The sequence below is a fragment of the uncultured Devosia sp. genome, from assembly GCF_913055165.1.
GTDB lineage: Bacteria > Pseudomonadota > Alphaproteobacteria > Rhizobiales > Devosiaceae > Devosia.
Genome location: NZ_CAJXJS010000009.1, coordinates 1 through 18,301, shown reverse-complemented (window position 1 = coordinate 18,301; position 18,301 = coordinate 1). Strand labels below are relative to the sequence as shown.

Sequence of the window (18,301 nt, the reverse complement as noted above, 5' to 3'; positions counted from 1 at the left end):
CTCAATCACCGCTGCGCCACTGCGGCTGCGGTTCGGACAGGGTCTGCAGCTCTTCTGCCGGCGCGCCTTCGATGCGCAATCGCAACAGTCGCGTCAGCTCGACGCCCGCCGCCACTATATCTTCGCGAATGCTGTCCAGCCGCGGGAACATGGTGGGCAGAATGCCCGATGTCTGCTTGTAGACCAGATGCAGGTCCCGCCCGACGACGAGACCGGATTCCATAAACCCGCCCAAGAGGGCAATCGTGCGCGTCTCGCTGTCGCAGATCAGGCCATCCGGCCGGTCGGCCGAATGCGCAAGCTCGACGCCAATCCCGCGCAATTCAGCCGGAGTCAGTCCCCGCGTGCTTTCCAGCAGGGCCGTTTCCAGACCATTGCGGGCCGCCGACTTGTGAAATGCGGTGACGATATTGTGGTAGTTCGTGGTGCGATCATCGCCAATCACCAGCATGACCTTGCGGCACCCCTTCCCCGCCAGCCGCTCCACGGCCATGGTCGCAAAGGCTTCCGCGTGGAAATCGTGATAGGGATGGGGCGTGAAGAATTCCGTACGCCCGTGGCTCACGAAGGGAAAGTTCGCATCTACCATCATCTGCACCCGCGGGTCGCGCGGACCAGTATGGGTGATGATGACGCCGTCGGCATTGCGATGCTCAAGAATGTAGCGAATGGTGTCGGTCGAGCGCCGGTCGAATTCCGGGGTCACCGTCAGGTGATAAGGCGTCCCCTTGATGGCCTGCCCTATGCCCTGGATCATCTGTCGCGCGAAGTCGATAGAGTCCTCCGCGCCATCCAGCACCAATGCCAAGACGTTGGTTTTGCCGGTCCGCAGGCGCACCCCGGCCCGGTCCGGCACATAGCCCAGCGCCTTGGCGGCCGCGGCAACCTTGTCGCGCGTTTCCTGCTTCAGCGTGGTCCCGCCGCGGAGCGACAGGGAGACCGTGGACAGGCTCAACCCTGTCGCCTCGGCTATGGTCTTGAGTGTGACGCGCCCCGGAACCGCTTGTCCGGGCCTGTTCTTCTGCATGCTGCCTAGTCCCCTGCCCCTACATAGCAGAGGCGAATGCGGCTGTGTACCAAACATTCTTGCAACGATGCAATCGATATAACCCTCACCCTGTCGCGCCGAAGCTTCTCCTAAAATACTGGATTGCAATACTATTGTTCGAATTTCTGAATGAATGTACGTGACCCCTCCTTACCTAATTGCAACGTTGCATTGAATGTGATTTGTTACGCCACGCGCCGGGAGAGGAGCCGGCATGTGCCGTGGCAGCACGGCAGCACAAACAGGGAGGGAATAATGCTCAAGAAAGTGCTTTTGACCGGCGTGGCATCACTCGCCATGACCGCCGCCATCGCCGGACCGGCGCGGGCCGAAGTGTCGTTCATGTATGCCGAATGGATCGCTGCACTGGTCGAACCCGGCATTGCGGCCTTCGAGGCCGAAACCGGCGAGACCGTCAACGCCATCAAGCTGCCCGGCCAGGGCTACGACCAGCGCATTGCGCTGGACCTTGCTGCGGGCACCGCTGCGGACGTCAACCTGATGGACAGCTTCATGGTGTCCGAGCTGGCCTCGGCCGGCTACCTGCATCCGCTCGACGAGCTGCTCGCCGGCTGGGACCAGTTCCAATATTACATGCCGGGTCTGCTCGAGGTCGCATCCTATCAGGGCCAGGTCTATGCCCTGCCCACCGATACCGACGTGCGCATGCTCTGGTACGATCTCTCAAACTTCGAGAAAGCCGGCATCTCCACGCCGTGGGCACCCGAGACCTGGGACGATGTGCTCGACGCCGCACAAAAACTCAAGGATGCGGGCGTGCGCTATCCCTTCCAGCTGCCCGCCGGCACCAAGCAGGGCGAAGCGGCCACGATGCAGGGCGTCTATATGGCGCTACTCGGCGCCGACGTTCCCGAAGGCGACCGCAACCGCCTGCTCAATCGGGAAACCGGCCAGTGGATCGGCGACAGCCCCGCTCTGCGCCGCACCTTCGATTTCTTCTACCAGGTCTATGTCGAGCGCGAGCTGAACACAGCCGAACTCAACTATGCCACCGATATCGGGGCGGCCGTGCGCGCAGCTCTCGCGGCGGACGAGTTGGGCATTCTTGCCTCCGGATCCTGGGAGGATGCATGCCTCTGGGACTGCAACAATCCGCCAAGCCGCGAAGAGCGTGACGCTCTGGTGGCCTGGACACCATGGCCCGGATCAGGCGTGGAAGGCGCCAAGGCAACCACGAATATTTCGGGCGGATGGACGATTGGCATCAACGCCAATGCCGCCGACAAGGACATGGCATTCAAGCTGATTACCTCCATCTTCGACGAAGGCAATTTCAGGGAATGGACCTTGGCGAACCACCGTATGGCGGTCCGCACCGATATCTCCGAATCCCCGGAATATACGGCCGATCCATTCCTGGCCGAAGCGACAAAGCTGGCCGCCGACACCACCGGTCGCGATACCGTCCCCGGCTATCAGACCGTCTCGGCCCTGATCCAGCAGGCCACCGCCGACATTCTGGATGGCGTTACGCCTGAGGACGCGATCCAGGAATATCATGACGCTCTCGTCGACGAGTTCGGCGAAGAAAACGTCATGAACTACGAGTAACCCGACCCCACTTCCGGCGGCACCATATCGTCCTCCATGGTGTCGCCGGCCTTTCTCTTTCTGCCCCGGCGCGACAACCGCCGTCCGGCAAATCCTGGCGGCTGCGCACACAAGAGGCTTAGATGAAGAACCAGGCCAATCCCTGGCTAACCAGCAATCTCTGGGTGCTCGGACTGGGCATGCTGCCCGCCATTCTGCTGATCGGCCTCCTGCTCTATTTCACCGCCTGGGCCTTTGCCTTCAGCTTCACGGACCTGGCACTGGTGGGGCGCAAGAGTGTCGAGTGGAGCTGGGTGGGGCTGGAGAATTTCGAGCGCCTGTTCACCCGCCGCGGCTTTCTGGAATCGCTCTGGACCACCGTCATCTTCGTCTTCTTCTCGGCCATTGTCGGCCAGTCGGTTCTTGGTTTTCTGCTCGCGGCCGCCTTGCGTGGATCGCGCTCGACCCTGCGCAGCGTCGTTGAGGTCTGCATCATGCTGGGCTGGCTCCTGCCCGACATCGTGGCCGCCTTCCTCTGGTCGGCGACAACGGCGCAAACCGGGTTGATCAACCAGCTCATCATCACGCCGCTGGGTCTCCCACCGGTCAATTTCATCAATGACTACGCCCTGCCCGTCGTCACCATTGCCAATATCTGGAAGGGCACTGCCTGGTCCTATCTGTTGTTCACCGCCGCGTTGGACTCGGTGTCACGCGAGGTGGTCGAGGCCGCCAAGGTCGATGGCGCCACGCCCCTGCAACGCATCTGGCTGGTGCAGTTGCCGATCATCCGGCCGCATATCGCCACCAACATGCTGTTCATCACCATCTGGACCTTCACATACTTCCCGCTGATCTTTGCCATGACCGGCGGCGGCCCGGGCCGGCAGACCGAAACCCTTGCCGTTTTTCTCTACAATCAGAGTTTTTCGCGCGGCAATCTTGGCTTTGGCTCGGCGATCTCGGTCGCCATGCTGCTGATCGTCGGTGTCCTGTCCCTGTTCTATCTACGCCTGCTGCGGGAGCCGAAGTGATGGAAGAAAACCGTCCCTCCCGCCTCACCGCAATTGCGCTCACTTTCATGGCCGTGATCTGGGTCAGCCCGTTTTCATGGCTCATACTCAATGCCTTCAACCCGCTCTCGACGGGGCAGCTGGAGATTCCCAGCGTCGTTGGGTTTGACAATTTCGGCCTGGCCGTGAGCGGCAATGCCGGGCGCCAGTTCATCAATTCCATGCTGATCGCCGCCGGCACGGCCACGCTCAGCGTCATTGTCGGCATCTCTGCCGCCTACCCGTTATCACGGCTGAAAATTCCCGGTCGCAACGCCTTTCTCTGGACCCTTGTCCTTCTGCGCATGCTGCCGGCCGCGGGCGTTCTGGTGCCGCTCTATTTCACGGCACAACGCACGGGCCTCCTCAACCAGCTCGGCGTCATCATCGCGCTGACCATTCTCAACCTGCCCTTCACCCTGCTGCTGCTGAAAAACTTCTTCGACACGGTACCGATCGAACTTGAGGAAGCAGCCTATGTGGAGGGTGCCAGCCTTCTTCAGATCGTCACGAGAATCGTCTTGCCCATGTCGCGGGCCGGTATCGCTGTGGTCTGGTTCTTCAGCTTCACCGGGGCGTGGAACGAGTTCCTGCTGCCGCTGATCTTTGCGCGGGTGCAGGACGCTTTCCCAATGTCAGTCGGGCTCTACGCGGCTTTCGGCCAGCAAGGGGCCATCAACTACGGGTTCCTGACGGCCTTTTCCATCATCTACGCTGCGCCGGCGGTCGGCGTGTATTTCTTGTTGCGGCGGAACATGAACACAGGGTTCGCCGGTGTCGGAGTTAAAGGATGACCTATTCCAACCCCCTCTCGTCCAAGCTGGGTTTGCTGGATGATGACCTCAAGCAAGAGGGCAAGCTGCTGCGCCTGTGCGCGGACCTGGAAAAGAAAATCCGTACGCCGCTCGGCAATGTGCCCTTCCAGTGGCATGTGCAGCGCGCCGACAATTTTTCTGCCGCCGATGCTCTCAAGGCCGACTGGCGGCAATGGGAACAATTCGGCCGTCATTCTGTTTGGGCCAAGCATCAGGAGCACACCTGGTTCGCCGCCGAAATCACCGTGCCCGAAGAAGCACGCGGCAAGGTCTTTGTCGCCCATTTCACTAGCCAGTGGCAGGACCGGCCCGGCTCGACCGACCCCCAATGCCTGGCTTATCTCGACGGCAAGATCGCCCAGGCGCTGGACGGCAACCACACCGAACTGGTGATCGAGCGCGACGCCGTGCCGGGCAATAAGCATGTCCTGATGGTCAATGCCTTCACCTTCTTCGACAGGCCTCTGGTCGGGTTCGAGGTGGATTTCTTCATCCGCAATGAGCGCGCCGAAAAGCTCTATTTTGACCTGCAAACGCCAGTCGATGTCGCGATCCTTTTGCCGCAGAACGATCCGCGTCGTCACGCCATTCTCAACATCGTACAGAGGTCGTTGCGGGCCCTTGACCGGCGCGACGGCCATACCCCCGAATTCGAGGCCAGCCTGCCGGCTGCCGAGAAGATCGCGGCCGAGATCTATGATCTCGTCGACACCGAAGTGCAGCCGCAAGTTACCGCCGTCGGATCGACCCATCTCGATGTTGGCTGGCTCTGGCGCGTCATGCACACTCGCGACAAGACCGGCCGCAGCTTTGCCACAGTGCTCAACCTGATGGAGGAGTACCCGCAGTTCGTCTTCATGTACAACCAGTCGGTCCTCTTCGATTTCCTCAAGAAAGACTATCCGGAACTCTGGGATCGGATGATGGCGCGGATCAAATCCGGCCAGTTCGAGATCGAAGGCGCCATGTGGGTGGAACCCGATGTCAATATTGCCTCTGGTGAAAGTCTCGTCCGCCAGATCATGCGCGGCCGGCGCTTCCATCTCGAGAATTTCGGCGTCGATCCAAAGACCGTCTGGCTGCCCGACACCTTCGGCTATTCAGCCAACCTGCCGCAGATCATGGACAAGTCGGGGCTGAAATATTTCGTCACGTCCAAGCTGAGCTGGAATGACACCGACCGACATCCTTACGACACCTTCTTCTGGCGCGGCATTGACGGCACCACCACCAAGGCGCAGCTCATTACCGCCCAGAAATATGACAGCGAGCAGATTTTCACGACCTATAATGGGGACCTGTCCGTCTCGGAAACCATGGGCGCTTGGAAACGCTACGAGCCCAAGGCGGCTTATAATGAAGTCGTCATGTCCTATGGCTATGGCGATGGCGGTGGCGGTCCGACCCGCGCCATGATCGAGCGCGGCACGCGCCTCGAACGCGGCATTCCCGGCGCGCCCAAGGTCAAGCTCGAAGGCATCGTTCCCTTCCTCGACCGGCTGGGCAAAGCCATGGATGCGGAGCCGGGCAAATTCCCGGTATGGAATGGCGAGCTGTACCTGCAATATCACCGCGGCACGCTGACCTCGGTCGCCAAGAACAAGGCGAACAACCGCAATGCCGAACGGCGTCTGCGCGAGCTGGAAATGCTCGGTGCCATTGCCCTAGCGACTGCTGGCCACGCCTATCCCAGCGAGACCCTGGCCGAATTCTGGGAGCTGGTGCTGATCAACCAGTTCCACGACATCCTGCCGGGCACCTCGATCCCGGAGGTCTATGTCGATAGCGACGCCGAATATGGCCGCATCTTCTCGACCCTGGATTCTGCCAATGGTCCCTGGCACGCCGCCGCGCAGGCGGCCACCAAGCCGGGTGCCGATCAGCTGCGCCTGATCAACTTCACCAGCCAGACCCGCGCGGGCCTTGTGCATCTGGGTGCAGATGTTCCCGATAGCGCTGCGCTTGCCACAACGTCCGGCATTCATCCGGTACAAAAGATCAACCGCGCCGATGGATCGACCGACACAGTCGCCGCTGTCAGCGACATGGCGCCACTGGGCTGGACCGGTGCGCAATTGGTCTCGGGCGTAGCTGAAAGCACGGGCGACCTTTCCGTCTCGACCACCCATCTCGAAAACGCGCTGATCCGCGTCACCTTCGACAAGTCCGGCGAAATCACCTCCGTCTTCGACAAGACCCGCAACCGCGAAACGCTCGCTCCCGGCGCCAGTGCGAACCGTCTGATCGCCTATGAAGACAAGCCGATGAACTGGGATGCCTGGGATATCGACCGCTATTTCGAAGAGCAGTTCTGGCCGCTCGCCGATGGCAAGGCCGAGATTTCCGTTGTCGAAACAGGCCCCCATCGCGCCGCCATCCGCATTGAGCGTTCCTATCAGAAGTCCAAGATCGTTCAGGTGATCTCGCTCGCCGCCGGCGAACGCCAGGTCGAGTTCGATACCTTCATCGATTGGCAGGAACGGGCGCAGGTTCTCAAGGCCCAGTTCGGCTTTGATCTCAACACCAGCGAAATCAGGTCCGAGATTGCCTTCGGCCATGTCACCCGCCCGACCCATCGCAACACCACCTGGGACCGCGCGCGGTTCGAGGCCTCGATGCATCGCTGGGTCGACATTTCCGAGGCCGATTTCGGCATCGCCCTCATCAATGACAGCAAATATGCCTATGACTGCCACGAGCAATCGGTGCGGCTGACCCTGGTGCGCGGTTCGACCTTCCCCCATCCCGAGGCCGATCTGGGCGAGCATCGCATCCGCTACGCCATGTTCGTGCATGAGGGTGTGGCGGACCTTGCGGACGTCCACCGCGCGGCGGAACGCTTCAACAATCCGGTTGCCGTCATCGGCTCCCGCTCCGTTGCTACATCACAGGCAAGCGAGTTCGCCCGCTTCAGCCTCGCCTCGGTCGACGTCCCGAACGTCACTATCGAAACCATCAAGAAGGCGGAAAAGTCCGACGCCTTGGTGCTGCGCATCTTCGAACACGCCAATATCCGGGCCGAAGCCACGATCACTTTCGGCCTGCCGGTCAGATCGGCGCGCATCGTCAACCTGATGGAGGAAGGCGATAGCAAGCCGCTGGAGGTCAAGGACAATGCCGTAACCCTCAATCTGCGGCCATTCGAGATCGCAACGCTGATGGTCGAGACCTGAGGAGAAGCAAATGTCTGATGTAAGCCTCAGAGGTGTCCGCAAGTCCTACGGCGCACTCGAAGTGGTCCATGGCGTCGATCTCGACATAAGGTCGGGCGAGTTCGTCGTTTTCGTCGGGCCCTCTGGCTGTGGCAAGTCCACGCTTCTGCGCATGATCGCCGGCCTTGAACCCATCAGCGGCGGTGAAGTCAGCATAGGCGGGCGGGTGGTCAATGATGTCCCCTCCCCGCAGCGCGGCATTGCCATGGTGTTCCAGTCCTATGCGCTTTACCCGCATATGAGCGTCTATGAGAACATGGCCTTCGGCCTCAAACTCGCCAAGACACCCAAGGCGGAGGTTGACCAGCGCGTGCGCGAGGCGGCCCGCATCCTGCAGATCGAGCCCTATCTCGACCGCATGCCCAAGGCCCTTTCCGGCGGGCAGCGCCAGCGCGTCGCCATCGGCCGGGCCATCGTGCGCGATCCCAAGGTTTTCCTGTTCGATGAGCCGCTTTCCAATCTCGACGCCGCCCTGCGCGCCCAGACCCGCGTGGAAATCGCCAAGCTGCATGACACGCTCGATGCCACCATGATCTATGTCACCCACGATCAGGTCGAAGCCATGACGCTGGCCGACAGGATCGTCGTGCTCAATTCAGGCCGGATCGAGCAGGTCGGCACGCCGCTTGAGCTCTATCGGGAACCGGTCAACACCTTTGTCGCCGGCTTCATCGCCAGCCAGCGGATGAACTTCATCGATGTGACACCCACCCCGGATGGCGTGATGCTGCCGGGCAAGATCCTGTTGCCAATCCAACATGCCGGGCTGGCCAGCGCCAGGACGCTGGGGGTTCGCCCGGAGCATCTGGAGCTTGCCAGCGACGGGGCCGCGGACCTGAGTGGCACCCTCGCCGTCATCGAGCAGTTCGGCGAATATGCCCTGGCCTATGTGGAAATGCCGAGCGGCGAGACCATAACCCTCAAGCTTGACGGGGCGCCGGAACTACACTTGCACGAGACAATCCACATTAAGGTGCCACCCGAAGCGATTCACCTGTTCGACGAGGCCGGGCGGGCGTTGCGTTAGGCGTCCGGCCTGACTTTGATGGATCAGGCAGCGATCTCGAACGCCGCGCGGACCAGTCGCCGGGTGTAGTCGGTCGATGGATTGGTCAACACCTCGCTCACCGGCCCCTGCTCAACGATCTTGCCGTGCTGCATCACCATGACGCGGTGGCAGAGCGCGCGCACGACCTTGAGGTCGTGGCTGATGAACAAATAGCTCAGGCCCTTTTCGTCCTGCAGCTTGCGCAACAGGTCAATGATCTGGGCCTGCACGCTGAGATCAAGGGCCGAAGTCGGCTCGTCCAGCAGGATGAATTCGGGTTCGAGCGCGATGGCGCGGGCGATGGCGATACGCTGCCTCTGCCCGCCGGAGAATTCGTGCGGGAAGCGCTGCAGGATATTGTCGGGCATGCCGGCATCGCGCAGGGCTTGGCGCACGCGATCGACCCGCTCGCGGCTATTGGCGCCGATGCCATTGACCACCAGCCCCTCCTCGATGATCTGGCGGATCGACATGCGCGGGTTGAGGCTGGCAAAGGGATCCTGGAACACGATCTGCATGCGGCTGCGCAGCGGGCGCATGGCCTGACGGTCCTTGGTGTCAATCCGTTCCCCGTCAAACCATATCTGCCCGCCCTGATTGCCGATCAGGCGGATCAGGGCCTGTCCGAAGGTGGTCTTGCCCGAGCCGCTTTCGCCCACAATACCAAGCGTTTCGTGGCGCATCAGTTTGATGTCGAGATTGTCGACGGCCTTAAGGTCAAAGAAGTCCGGCTTGAAGAAACCGCCCCGCTTGAGGGTGAAGCTGACCTTCACCTCCTTGCCTTCCAGCACCGTCTCGTGAACACCTTCTTCAAGCGGGAGGGCCGTGCCCTTGGGCTCGGACGCGAGCAGATGCTTGGTGTAGGGATGCTGCGGATTGGCGAAAAGCGCCTCGGTTTCGTTGTGCTCCTGCACCCGACCGTTCTGCATCACATAGACATATTCGGAGAACTGCCGAACGATGGTCAGATCATGGGTGATCAGGATCACCGCCATGCCGTACTTGTCCTTGAGATCCTTGATCAGGTTGAGGATCTGCGCCTGCACGGTCACGTCGAGCGCCGTGGTCGGTTCGTCGGCGATCAGCACCTCGGGACGGTTGGCCAGTGCCATGGCGATCATGACACGCTGCCGCTGGCCGCCGGAAAGCTGGTGCGGGTAATTGTTGAGGCGCGCCCGCGGCTCGGGAATCTGCACTTCCTCGAGCAGCTTGACCGCCCGGTTCATCGCTTCCTGGCGCGAGACGCGATTGTGCAGGTGGATGATCTCGCAGATCTGCTGGCCGATCGTATAGACCGGGTTGAGCGAGCTCATCGGCTCCTGAAAGATCATGGCGATGTCATTGCCGCGCAGCTTGCGCATCTCGCGGTCGTTCATGGAAACCACGTCCTTGCCCGACAAGGTGATCTTGGTCTCCGGTAGGATGGTGGCGCGTTTGGTCAGCAGCTTCATGAGTGTGCGGGCCGTCACCGACTTACCCGAGCCGCTCTCGCCCACAAGGGCGATGGTTTCGCCCTTGTGCAGCTGGAAGGAAACGTCGCGGACAGCGTGAACCACGCCGCCCTCGACCTTGAAGTCGACGCCGACATTGCGCGCGTCAAGGATCAGTTCACGCTCATGCGTCCCCAGATCGTGGCGCTCGGACGAAACCGGTTTGCTCTCGGTCATGGCTCAATCCTCAATAGGGGTCGACGGCATCGCGCAGACCATCGCCCAGCGCATTGAAGGCAAAGACCGTGATCAGCACAAAGATCACCGGGGTCAGGATCCAGGGATAGGAGCCGATCACCGAGAACGTGCCGGTATCCTGCAGCATCAGCCCCCATGAGATCAGCGGCGGCTTGACCGCAAAGCCCAGGAACCCGAGGAAGCTTTCAAGCAGCACCACTGTGGGAATGGCCAGGGTTACGGCCACGATGATGTGGCTGAGCACGTTGGGCAGGATGTGGCGGGTAATGATGCGCCCGTCGGTCGCGCCCACGGCGATGGCGGCCCGGACATAATCCACGCGGGCGAGAGCCAGGGTCTTGGATCGCACTTCCCGGCTTAATTGCGCCCAGCCCAGCACCGCCATGACGAAGATCACAAAGGTCAGGAACACATTGGACGGCGCCGTCACCGGGATCAGTGAGGTCAGGGCCAGATAAAGCGGCAATTGCGGGAAGGCGAGCACGAATTCGACGAACCGCTGCACCCAGGCATCCACGGCCCCGCCGATATAGCCTGAGGTAATCCCGACGAGCGTACCCACAACCGTCGTCATGGTCACCACGGCAAGGGCGATCATCAAGCTGATGCGGGAGCCGACAATACCGCGCGAGAGAATGTCGCGACCGAATTTGTCGGTTCCCAGCAGCTGGATCGGCCTGCCATCGGTCGAGCCGAAGAAATGGATGTTTGAGGGAATGAACCAGAGCAGGTGGTATTCATACCCTTTCACGAAGAAGCCCGTCGGCGTCGGATTGTCCTTCATGGCGCCGGTCAGCGGCTGGAACGTCACCGGGTCGAGTTCCCCCGTGTCACCAATGGGATAGACATAGGGCAAGAGGCTGAAATTGCCGCTCGGGTCCTCGAAGGCGATCAGGTCCGGCGGCGCAAAGGGCAGGTTCGGCTCCTTGGGGTCCATCGGCGCGAAGAAATCGGCAAAGACCGTGATGACCAGCAGCATCGCCACCAGGACGAGGCCAATCATGCCCATGGTGGAGCGGCGGAAACGGCGCCAGACCAGGGTGGCATAGGTCTCATTGCCCGAACCATAGCGCGTCACCACGGGCGCCGTGCTGGCCTCCTCTGCCGGTGTCGGCTTGGGTCCGGCCTCGACATCGGGCGGCAAGGGCACGGATGAACTGTTGTCAACGCGGGTCATTCGGCGTTCCCTCCCAGGCGAACGCGCGGATCGAGCGCGACAAGCAGAAGATCGGCGATGATGTTGCCGATGATGAGCGTGGTGGCCAGCACCAGCATGAATGTGGCGGTGACATAGACGTCGCCGACACCCATGGAGCCGACAATGGCCGGACCCACCGTGGCCAGGCCGAAGACGATGGCCACTTCGATTTCACCAGTCAGCATGTAGGGCAGCACCACGCCCTGATAGGCAATGAGCGGATGCAGCGCATTGGGCACGGCATGCTTCATGATCACCGCGCCTTCCGGCAGACCCTTGGCTCGTGCCGTCTCGACATATTGCGAGTTGAGCACGTCGAGCAGGTTCGCCCGCATCACGCGCATATTGTAGGCCAGCCCGCCAAAGGTGGCGATAAAGATCACCGGCCAGACGTGCTGGACCAGGTTGACGAATTTGTCCCAGCTCCAGGGCGCGCCGCCATATTGGGCGGAAAAGAACATGCCCACCTCCGACACATTGAGCCGGAACACCAGGACGTAAAGAATGATGATCGCCAGCAGGAACCGCGGAATGGTCATGCCCAGGAACGAGATCACGCCCAGGAGCGTATCAGCCCAGGAATACTGCCGGGTGGCGGCAATGATCCCCAGTCCAATGCCGAGGACCGAGGCCAGGATGTGACAGGTCAGTGCCAACAGGATGGTGGCCGGCAGACGCTCGGCGACAACCTGGCCGACCTCCTTGTTGTAATAGAGGGAGTGGCCGAAGTCGAAACGGGTGACGATGCCGGTAATCCAGCGAAAATATTGCACCACCAGGGGATCGTTCAGCCCGTGTTGCTCACGATACATCTGGGCCTGCGCCTCGGCCTGCTCGAAGGTCGCACCGCCCTGATTGACGGCCATTGAGCGGATGTAGTCGCCATAGTCGCCCGGAGGCGCCTGAATGATGGCGAAGGTGACCACGCTGAGCAGCAGCAGCAGCGGGATGGCGCCTAGAATGCGAATGAAGAGAAAACGAAGCATCGTCAGCCTCTATGACGTTGTTGAACGGGGTCGCCGTTCACCCCAACCCTCAGGTCAGTGTGGACCGAGGGGGCCGATCGTGGTCGTCGCACGATCAGGCCGAGGATACTGAACTCGATGCCCTGCGCCTATGGGGTCGGGCGTGGGCGGTGCCGGCGGAACCCGGGGTCCCGCCGGCCGTTTCTCGTCAGGCCGGGCCGTCGCTGCCCGGAGCGCCCGGAAGGGTTTCCGGATGCAGCTCGTAATCGCCCTGCTGGTCCTCGGGCACATAGACCCGTTCGCGGATGATATTGTCTTCAGCCCAGTTGAACATGAAGATCGGGGCACCAGCCGGGATATTGGCGAAGCGCTTGTTGATGATCAGCGCACCCGGATACTGGGTCAGACCCACCGAATAGACGTTCTCGGTGAAAATCTGCTGGTACTGCTTCATCAGCTCGGCCCGCTCGGCATTGTCGCTGGTCGAGATGAAGGCGTTGACGATATCAGTCAGTTCCTGCTCGAAGGGCAGCAGGTCGAGCGTGCCGTCCGATCCAGCCTTGTGGAAGGGGTGCGTCCGCGGGCCGGTCGGGGCAAGCATGGTGGTATTTTGTACCACCGCGACCATTTCCGAACCTTGGCGTTCCACCGTCCAGTCGAACTGGCCGGATTGTGCCATGTCGTCACGCGCCGTGCCGGTCTGGAAATTGGCGATCACACGCAGACCAAGCGGCTCCATCATCGCAATCACGCCTTCGGCGAGATTGGTGTCGGTCGCGTAGTCGGTATTGGCGAGCAGGGTGATTTCCACATCAGCACCGCCGGCGGTGTCTGCGGGGAAATTGCGCACGCCATTTCCATCGGTATCCATCAACCCCAGGCCATCGAGCAGTTCGTTGGCTGCGTCCATGTTGTAGGGGTAGTAGACCGTGGAGTCCTTGTCGTAATAGGTCGTGCCGGCATAGAGCCCGCCCGGATAGATGGCGGTGAAGGGACCGCGGACAAGCGATTCACCCAGACGCTGGCGATCGACCGCCATGGTGACGGCCTTGCGGAAGTCGAGGTTCCGGTTCAGCTCACGCACGGCCTGCTCACGAGCGTCGGGTTCACCCCAGCCATTGCCCGACATATTCATGCGCAGGGCATAACCGATGGTGCGGGCACCGAACTGCAGGCGGGCCGGAGCACTGTCGTCGGCCGAGCGGCGCAGGGCCTCGACATAGCTTTCAGCCTGTTCGAGGTTGGAGAAGTCGCCCGAACCGGCAACAGCCTGGACGTCACGGTCGGCCCAGGTCGAGAGGCGATAGTGCATCTCGTTGAGGTAGGGCAGCTGGTTGCCCTGTTCGTCGACCTTCCAATAATAGGGGTTGCGGCGCATCACGATGATATCGTCAGGACGATACTCAACCGGCACCCAGGCGCCCATCACCGGAATATTGAGATATTCGGGCGGGAAGGCATTCTTGTACTGCTCGTAGCTGTTGTCCGAGTATTTGGGGTGCTCGGGCTTGAGGATATGGCTCGGGCCCGGACAGAAGGAGTCGTAGGCCATCGCGTAGAGGTACTGCGTGGGGAATGACTCTTCGAAGGTCCACTTGATCGTATAGGCGTCGATCGCCTCGAGCTTGGTGCCCGTGCCGAACCGCTCAGGCGTGCCGGTACCCGAGGGAACCGCGCTCACATTGGGATCCTGGACATTGTCCTCCCAATAGAACATCACGTCTTCGCTATCGAACGGGTCGCCGTCGGACCATTTGGCACCCTCGATCAGGTGCATGGTCAGTTCCTTGCCGTCCTCGGACCATTCCCAGCTCTTGGCGAGGTTGGGCATGGGTTCGAGTTCGTCGGCCTTGACCATGAACAGCGGACCGGTGCGCGTCAGGCATTCGCTGAGGCCAATGTCGATGCCGCCCCAGCCCTGGCTCTGGCCGCCGATATAGTTCCAGCCTTCAGGCCGGCCGCCGATGACGTGGCGCATGGTATCGCCATAAACGCCGATGCCGTCCGGCATGTTGGCGGCTTTGTAGACCAGTGGCTCCTTGGGCAGGCGCTCTGCGACAGGCGGCAGGGCCCCGGCGTCCACATATTTGGACGTGACCCAATCGGGCTCGTTGTATTCGGGCAATGCCTTGTATTCGAGGATGTCCGAAATGCTGACGAAATTCGGCTCGCTCTGGGCCGAGAATTCCGGCGGATCCGGCAGTTCACCGGTCATTTCCTGTGCCGGCATCGCCGACATGGAAACGGACAGCAAAAGTCCTGCCCCGCCAAGGGCATAGATGTGCTTTCTCAATAGAACCTCCCATCGCAATCGGGGCAAAGGCGATGATTGCCCGGTCCGGATACTCCTCTCCGAACCTGCCTCCGTGCATGGGTAAAGCCTACCCCTTGCAGTGACCGACGCAATCCGGAATGATAGTGACTAATTCCGGTTTTCTAAGAACTGCGGGAAAAGTATGACTGTAATTGAAGGCCTTGGCAGACCGGTGCGCGCAAAAGAGAAGGCGCCACGTCCGACCCCGCGTCCGGACCGCAGCTTTTACTCTTCGGGAAAGGCCTTCGGGCGCTTCGGCATCCGGGCTTTCCCACCCCAGATCATGCCGCAACCCCACAGCCATGGCCATATAGAATTCAATTGGTTGACCCGGGGGACCATGGACTATGTCTTTGATGGTGGCCCCCTGACCGTGGGTGCCAATCGGCTGGTCGCTTTCTGGGCGGGCATCCCGCATCAGACAGTGGGATTAAGAGATGTCGACGATGCCCGGCAGCTCAATATCTCCCTGCCGATGGATGCCTTTCTCGAGATGCCGCAGCTCGGACGACTGACGGAAACCCTGATGGGCGGCGGGGTGATCCAGTTGGCGCCGGAGTGCATCGGCCTTGAAACGCTGGAGCGCTGGTATGGCGACTATCGCAGCGGCAACGCGCTCCGCACGGACCTGGTGCGCGCCGAGATCGGCACCATGTTCCGCCGCGCGGCCATCACTGGATGGGACACATTGCTGCCGGCCTGGGTCGAAAAAACGAGCGCCCGCAGCCGCACGGCAAGCCCGGTTCGCTATGTCGTGCGCATGGTGCGCCACATCGTGGAAAACATCAGCGATCCGCTCTCGGTCGAGGCCATCGCCGATGTCGTTGGCCTACACCCCAACTACGCGACCAACCTGTTCACCAAGGTCATGCATATCTCGGTGCAGAAATTCGTCACCCGCATGCGGCTGATCCGGGCACGCAGCCTGTTGTTCGACAGCAATCTGGCCATCGCCAACATTGCCTTCCAGTCCGGTTTTTCCAGCCAGACCCAATTCTACGAGCACTTCCGCAAGGCCTATGGCATGACCCCCAGCCAGATGCGGGAAAACAAGATCGCCTAGGGCCCCTACCCCATCTCCTGCACGATGCGCAGGAATTCGGCATGGCCCAAAGCCTTTTGCGCTGCCGCGCGGTATTCGCGGACCAGGGCGTCGAAGGTCTCGCGGGCAAACTGGCGCAATTTGGGGTCAGCCTCCATCTCGCGGCGCGCAAGGGATTGGTCGAGCAGGCCGAGCCCGTCCAGTACCGGATAGTGCAACTGCGTCTCGATATGCGGCAGGCCGCCCAGATAGGCAGGAAAATGCTCGGCCCGCGGCATCTGCTTGTGCCAGCGGGCGAGGCGTTCCTTCGTCTCGGGATGAATGCGGTTGGCTCGAACTTCCCGCCAGAACGGAGTATCGTCGCGCTCGGTGACATAGTGTGTGTTCACGAATGTCCGGAAGTCGTCGACCTGCCGCCCGACGCGGGCATTATAGTCATCCCGCGCCTTCTGCTCGATCCGCTCCGGCCGATCCATATAGCGCTGCGCGAACAGCATCATCTGGACGATAGTCCCGTGGATGGAAGTGGATTCGAGTGGCTCGAGGAAGCTTGAGCTGAGCCCCACGGCAAGGCAATTGCCGATCCAGGCCTTTTCCAGCCGCCCGATCTGGAAGCGGATATCGCCACGTACTTCGATCTTGTGACCCAGCGCCGCTTCGATCTCCGCCTTGGCCTGATCTGGGGTGGTAAACTCATCGGAATAGACATAGCCGCAACCGAAGCGTGTACGCGTGGGGATCTGCCACATCCAGCCCGAACTCTGTGCCCAGGCGCGCGTATAGGTGGGCAGTTCGGCGCCCTCTTCCACATCGATCCAGAATGGCAGTGCCCGGTTCACCGGCAATTCATGGGCATAGGATATCCAGGGCGCCTGCAATTCCTTGACAATGAGCTGTTTGCGAAAGCCTGTGGCGTCGATGAAGAAATCGCCTTCGAGCCGCTGATTGCCGTCCAACACCAGCGCCGTTATGTCACCGCTCTCAGGGTCCCGTTCGATCCCTTCGACCAGCGCATCGACCTTTTCCACGTCGCGGGATTTGCTGGCGAAAAACTTGCCCACCAGCGCTTGGTCGAAGTGAAAGGCATGATGAAACGGTCCCAGCGGAATGAGGCCGCCATCGGTTTTGCGGGCATAGGGCGCCTTCCACTGTTCCAGCAATGGCTGGAACATGTGCATATCCTGCACCTTGCGCCCCGCGGCCACCGCGTAGACGTTGAGGTAATCGCTGGGCGCGCCGACGGGCGCCCGCACCACTTGATGCGGATCATCAATCGGGCCGTAATAGGTGAAACCCTTGCGCCGCCAGTCCTCGTGGCGAATGCCCAGCTTGAAACTTGCATCGGTCTTCCGGATGAACTCGACTTCGTCGATGCCGAAATGCTTGAGCAATACGCGGAAGGCAGCCGTAGTCGCCTCGCCAACCCCAACCGTCGGGATCTTGCTGCTCTCGACCACCGAAATCCTGAAGTCGAGCCCCCTCCGGCGCGCCTCATCCTGAATGATGAAGGCGGCGATCCAACCCGCCGTGCCCCCACCAACAATGACGTAATGGGATGGTTTGTCCATGCCCTGTCCTCCCTTGACGCCAAGCTAGATTTGCCCCGCCCCCGACACAAGCCGAGCCGTCGGCTCTTGCGTCGCAATTCTGTGAAAACCGGAAACTGTAGGTCCAAAATCGAAAGCGGCCCGACCTTCAGGCCGGGCCGCTTCATGACGCCAGGAGGAGCGTCGGGGGGACCTCAGATCAGTGATGCGCGCCGCTCATTTCGCGCAGTTCCTCCACGGAACGGACGCGCTTGCGGGCGGCACCGTCCCAGTCGCGGGTCTTGACCGTCGACTTGGCCATGCGCTCCTTTGCGGCCGGCACTGCATCGGCATATTGAGGCAGCCACTGTGCCTGGGCGACGACCATTTCGTCGACCATGGCCCAGACTTCGTCCGGGGTGCAGATGGCGCCGACCAGCGGGTCGTGCAAAACGGCCAGCTTGAGCGTATCGATATTGCCGGTCATGGCCGCTTCGACCGACAGGCGCTGCACCGACACCGAGACCGAGCAGGTGGCCGCGCAGGCCGTGGGCAGGGTGATGCCCTCGATCATGTTGATCCCGAAACGGTCAACATAGCCCGGGCTTTCGATGATCGCGTCATCAGGCAGATTGGTGATGATGCCATTGTTGCGGCGATTGAAATGACCGCGATAGGAGCGACCGGTTTCGATGGCCTCGATAATGTAGCTGGCGTGTTCGCTGGTGCGCTTGTGTTCGGAAAGCGGCTTGTTGGCCTGCTCCTTGAACATGGGGAAATCGGTTTCGAACCAGTTCCGGCGCTCGGTCGAATAGCGCAGATAGCCGCCGGTTTTGCCATGG

The 18,301-nt window shown here is 61.2% G+C and carries 12 protein-coding genes and 1 pseudogene; 6 read left to right on the top strand and 7 right to left on the bottom strand.

The window, feature by feature from the left end:
- Position 1: 1 nt before the first annotated feature.
- Positions 2-1,027 carry a LacI family transcriptional regulator gene (locus tag QZ564_RS04960; protein ID WP_297105590.1) on the bottom strand — a complete coding sequence of 342 codons (1,026 nt, stop codon included), beginning with the start codon at positions 1,025-1,027 and terminating at the stop codon, positions 2-4.
- Between the two features lie 276 nt (positions 1,028-1,303).
- On the opposite strand from QZ564_RS04960, the gene QZ564_RS04955 reads away from it, so the two are divergent.
- From QZ564_RS04955 to ugpC, 5 genes are all read left to right on the top strand, one after another.
- A complete protein-coding gene (locus QZ564_RS04955) occupies positions 1,304-2,620 on the top strand; it encodes an extracellular solute-binding protein (RefSeq protein ID WP_297105587.1) in 1,317 nt (438 codons plus the stop codon).
- 122 nt (positions 2,621-2,742) lie between these two features.
- Positions 2,743-3,633, top strand: a complete 891-nt coding sequence (locus QZ564_RS04950; RefSeq protein WP_297105584.1) for a sugar ABC transporter permease — start codon at positions 2,743-2,745, stop codon at positions 3,631-3,633.
- A complete protein-coding gene (locus tag QZ564_RS04945; protein ID WP_297105581.1) occupies positions 3,633-4,445 on the top strand; it encodes a carbohydrate ABC transporter permease in 813 nt (270 codons plus the stop codon). Before QZ564_RS04950 ends, QZ564_RS04945 begins: the two co-directional genes overlap by 1 nt.
- Positions 4,442-7,639, top strand: coding sequence for a glycoside hydrolase family 38 C-terminal domain-containing protein (locus QZ564_RS04940; protein ID WP_297105578.1), 3,198 nt, complete (start codon positions 4,442-4,444; stop codon positions 7,637-7,639). Before QZ564_RS04945 ends, QZ564_RS04940 begins: the two co-directional genes overlap by 4 nt.
- A gap of 10 nt (positions 7,640-7,649) precedes the next feature.
- Positions 7,650-8,705, top strand: coding sequence for a sn-glycerol-3-phosphate ABC transporter ATP-binding protein UgpC (gene ugpC / locus QZ564_RS04935; RefSeq protein ID WP_297105575.1), 1,056 nt, complete (start codon positions 7,650-7,652; stop codon positions 8,703-8,705).
- Between the two features lie 23 nt (positions 8,706-8,728).
- Here the strand turns inward: ugpC and QZ564_RS04930 are convergent, their stop codons facing one another.
- The 4 genes from QZ564_RS04930 to QZ564_RS04915 all read right to left on the bottom strand — a co-directional run bounded on the left by QZ564_RS04930 (position 8,729) and on the right by QZ564_RS04915 (position 14,816).
- Positions 8,729-10,393: an ABC transporter ATP-binding protein gene (locus QZ564_RS04930; RefSeq protein WP_297105573.1), complete on the bottom strand. Its 1,665-nt coding sequence runs from the start codon at positions 10,391-10,393 to the stop codon at positions 8,729-8,731.
- A gap of 10 nt (positions 10,394-10,403) precedes the next feature.
- Positions 10,404-11,591 (bottom strand): ABC transporter permease, encoded by a 1,188-nt coding sequence (locus tag QZ564_RS04925; protein WP_297105569.1) that lies wholly within the window; start codon positions 11,589-11,591, stop codon positions 10,404-10,406.
- Complete coding sequence (locus QZ564_RS04920) at positions 11,588-12,598, bottom strand: ABC transporter permease (protein ID WP_297105566.1); 1,011 nt, start codon at positions 12,596-12,598, stop codon at positions 11,588-11,590. The genes QZ564_RS04925 and QZ564_RS04920 overlap by 4 nt, the downstream gene beginning before the upstream one ends.
- Positions 12,599-12,785: 187 nt before the next feature.
- On the bottom strand, positions 12,786-14,816 hold the full coding sequence (locus tag QZ564_RS04915) for an ABC transporter substrate-binding protein (RefSeq protein WP_297105747.1): 2,031 nt from the start codon (positions 14,814-14,816) through the stop codon (positions 12,786-12,788).
- Positions 14,817-15,231: 415 nt separating this feature from the next.
- Here QZ564_RS04915 and QZ564_RS04910 point away from each other — a divergent pair, with 415 nt between their 5' ends.
- Positions 15,232-15,954 carry a helix-turn-helix domain-containing protein gene (locus tag QZ564_RS04910; RefSeq protein ID WP_297105562.1) on the top strand — a complete coding sequence of 241 codons (723 nt, stop codon included), beginning with the start codon at positions 15,232-15,234 and terminating at the stop codon, positions 15,952-15,954.
- Between the two features lie 5 nt (positions 15,955-15,959).
- Here the strand turns inward: QZ564_RS04910 and QZ564_RS04905 are convergent, their stop codons facing one another.
- Both QZ564_RS04905 and QZ564_RS04900 read right to left on the bottom strand, forming a co-directional pair.
- Entirely contained in the window at positions 15,960-17,501 is a 1,542-nt protein-coding gene (locus QZ564_RS04905; protein WP_297105559.1) for a tryptophan halogenase family protein, read from the bottom strand.
- 178 nt (positions 17,502-17,679) lie between these two features.
- Positions 17,680-18,301 (bottom strand): annotated as a pseudogene (locus QZ564_RS04900) (alpha-glucosidase/alpha-galactosidase); the annotation flags it as partial.

Excerpts from the sequence above, each read along its gene's own strand:
- QZ564_RS04915 (WP_297105747.1), bottom strand. The coding sequence starts at position 14,816 with ATGTCGGCGATGCCGGCACAGGAAATGACCGGTGAACTGCCGGATCCG.
- QZ564_RS04910 (WP_297105562.1), top strand. The coding sequence starts at position 15,232 with ATGGACTATGTCTTTGATGGTGGCCCCCTGACCGTGGGTGCCAATCGG.
- QZ564_RS04955 (WP_297105587.1), top strand. The coding sequence starts at position 1,304 with ATGCTCAAGAAAGTGCTTTTGACCGGCGTGGCATCACTCGCCATGACC.
- QZ564_RS04950 (WP_297105584.1), top strand. The coding sequence starts at position 2,743 with ATGAAGAACCAGGCCAATCCCTGGCTAACCAGCAATCTCTGGGTGCTC.
- ugpC (WP_297105575.1), top strand. The coding sequence starts at position 7,650 with ATGTCTGATGTAAGCCTCAGAGGTGTCCGCAAGTCCTACGGCGCACTC.
- QZ564_RS04925 (WP_297105569.1), bottom strand. The coding sequence starts at position 11,591 with ATGACCCGCGTTGACAACAGTTCATCCGTGCCCTTGCCGCCCGATGTC.
- QZ564_RS04905 (WP_297105559.1), bottom strand. The coding sequence starts at position 17,501 with ATGGACAAACCATCCCATTACGTCATTGTTGGTGGGGGCACGGCGGGT.
- QZ564_RS04960 (WP_297105590.1), bottom strand. The coding sequence starts at position 1,027 with ATGCAGAAGAACAGGCCCGGACAAGCGGTTCCGGGGCGCGTCACACTC.
- QZ564_RS04920 (WP_297105566.1), bottom strand. The coding sequence starts at position 12,598 with ATGCTTCGTTTTCTCTTCATTCGCATTCTAGGCGCCATCCCGCTGCTG.
- QZ564_RS04940 (WP_297105578.1), top strand. The coding sequence starts at position 4,442 with ATGACCTATTCCAACCCCCTCTCGTCCAAGCTGGGTTTGCTGGATGAT.
- QZ564_RS04945 (WP_297105581.1), top strand. The coding sequence starts at position 3,633 with ATGGAAGAAAACCGTCCCTCCCGCCTCACCGCAATTGCGCTCACTTTC.
- QZ564_RS04930 (WP_297105573.1), bottom strand. The coding sequence starts at position 10,393 with ATGACCGAGAGCAAACCGGTTTCGTCCGAGCGCCACGATCTGGGGACG.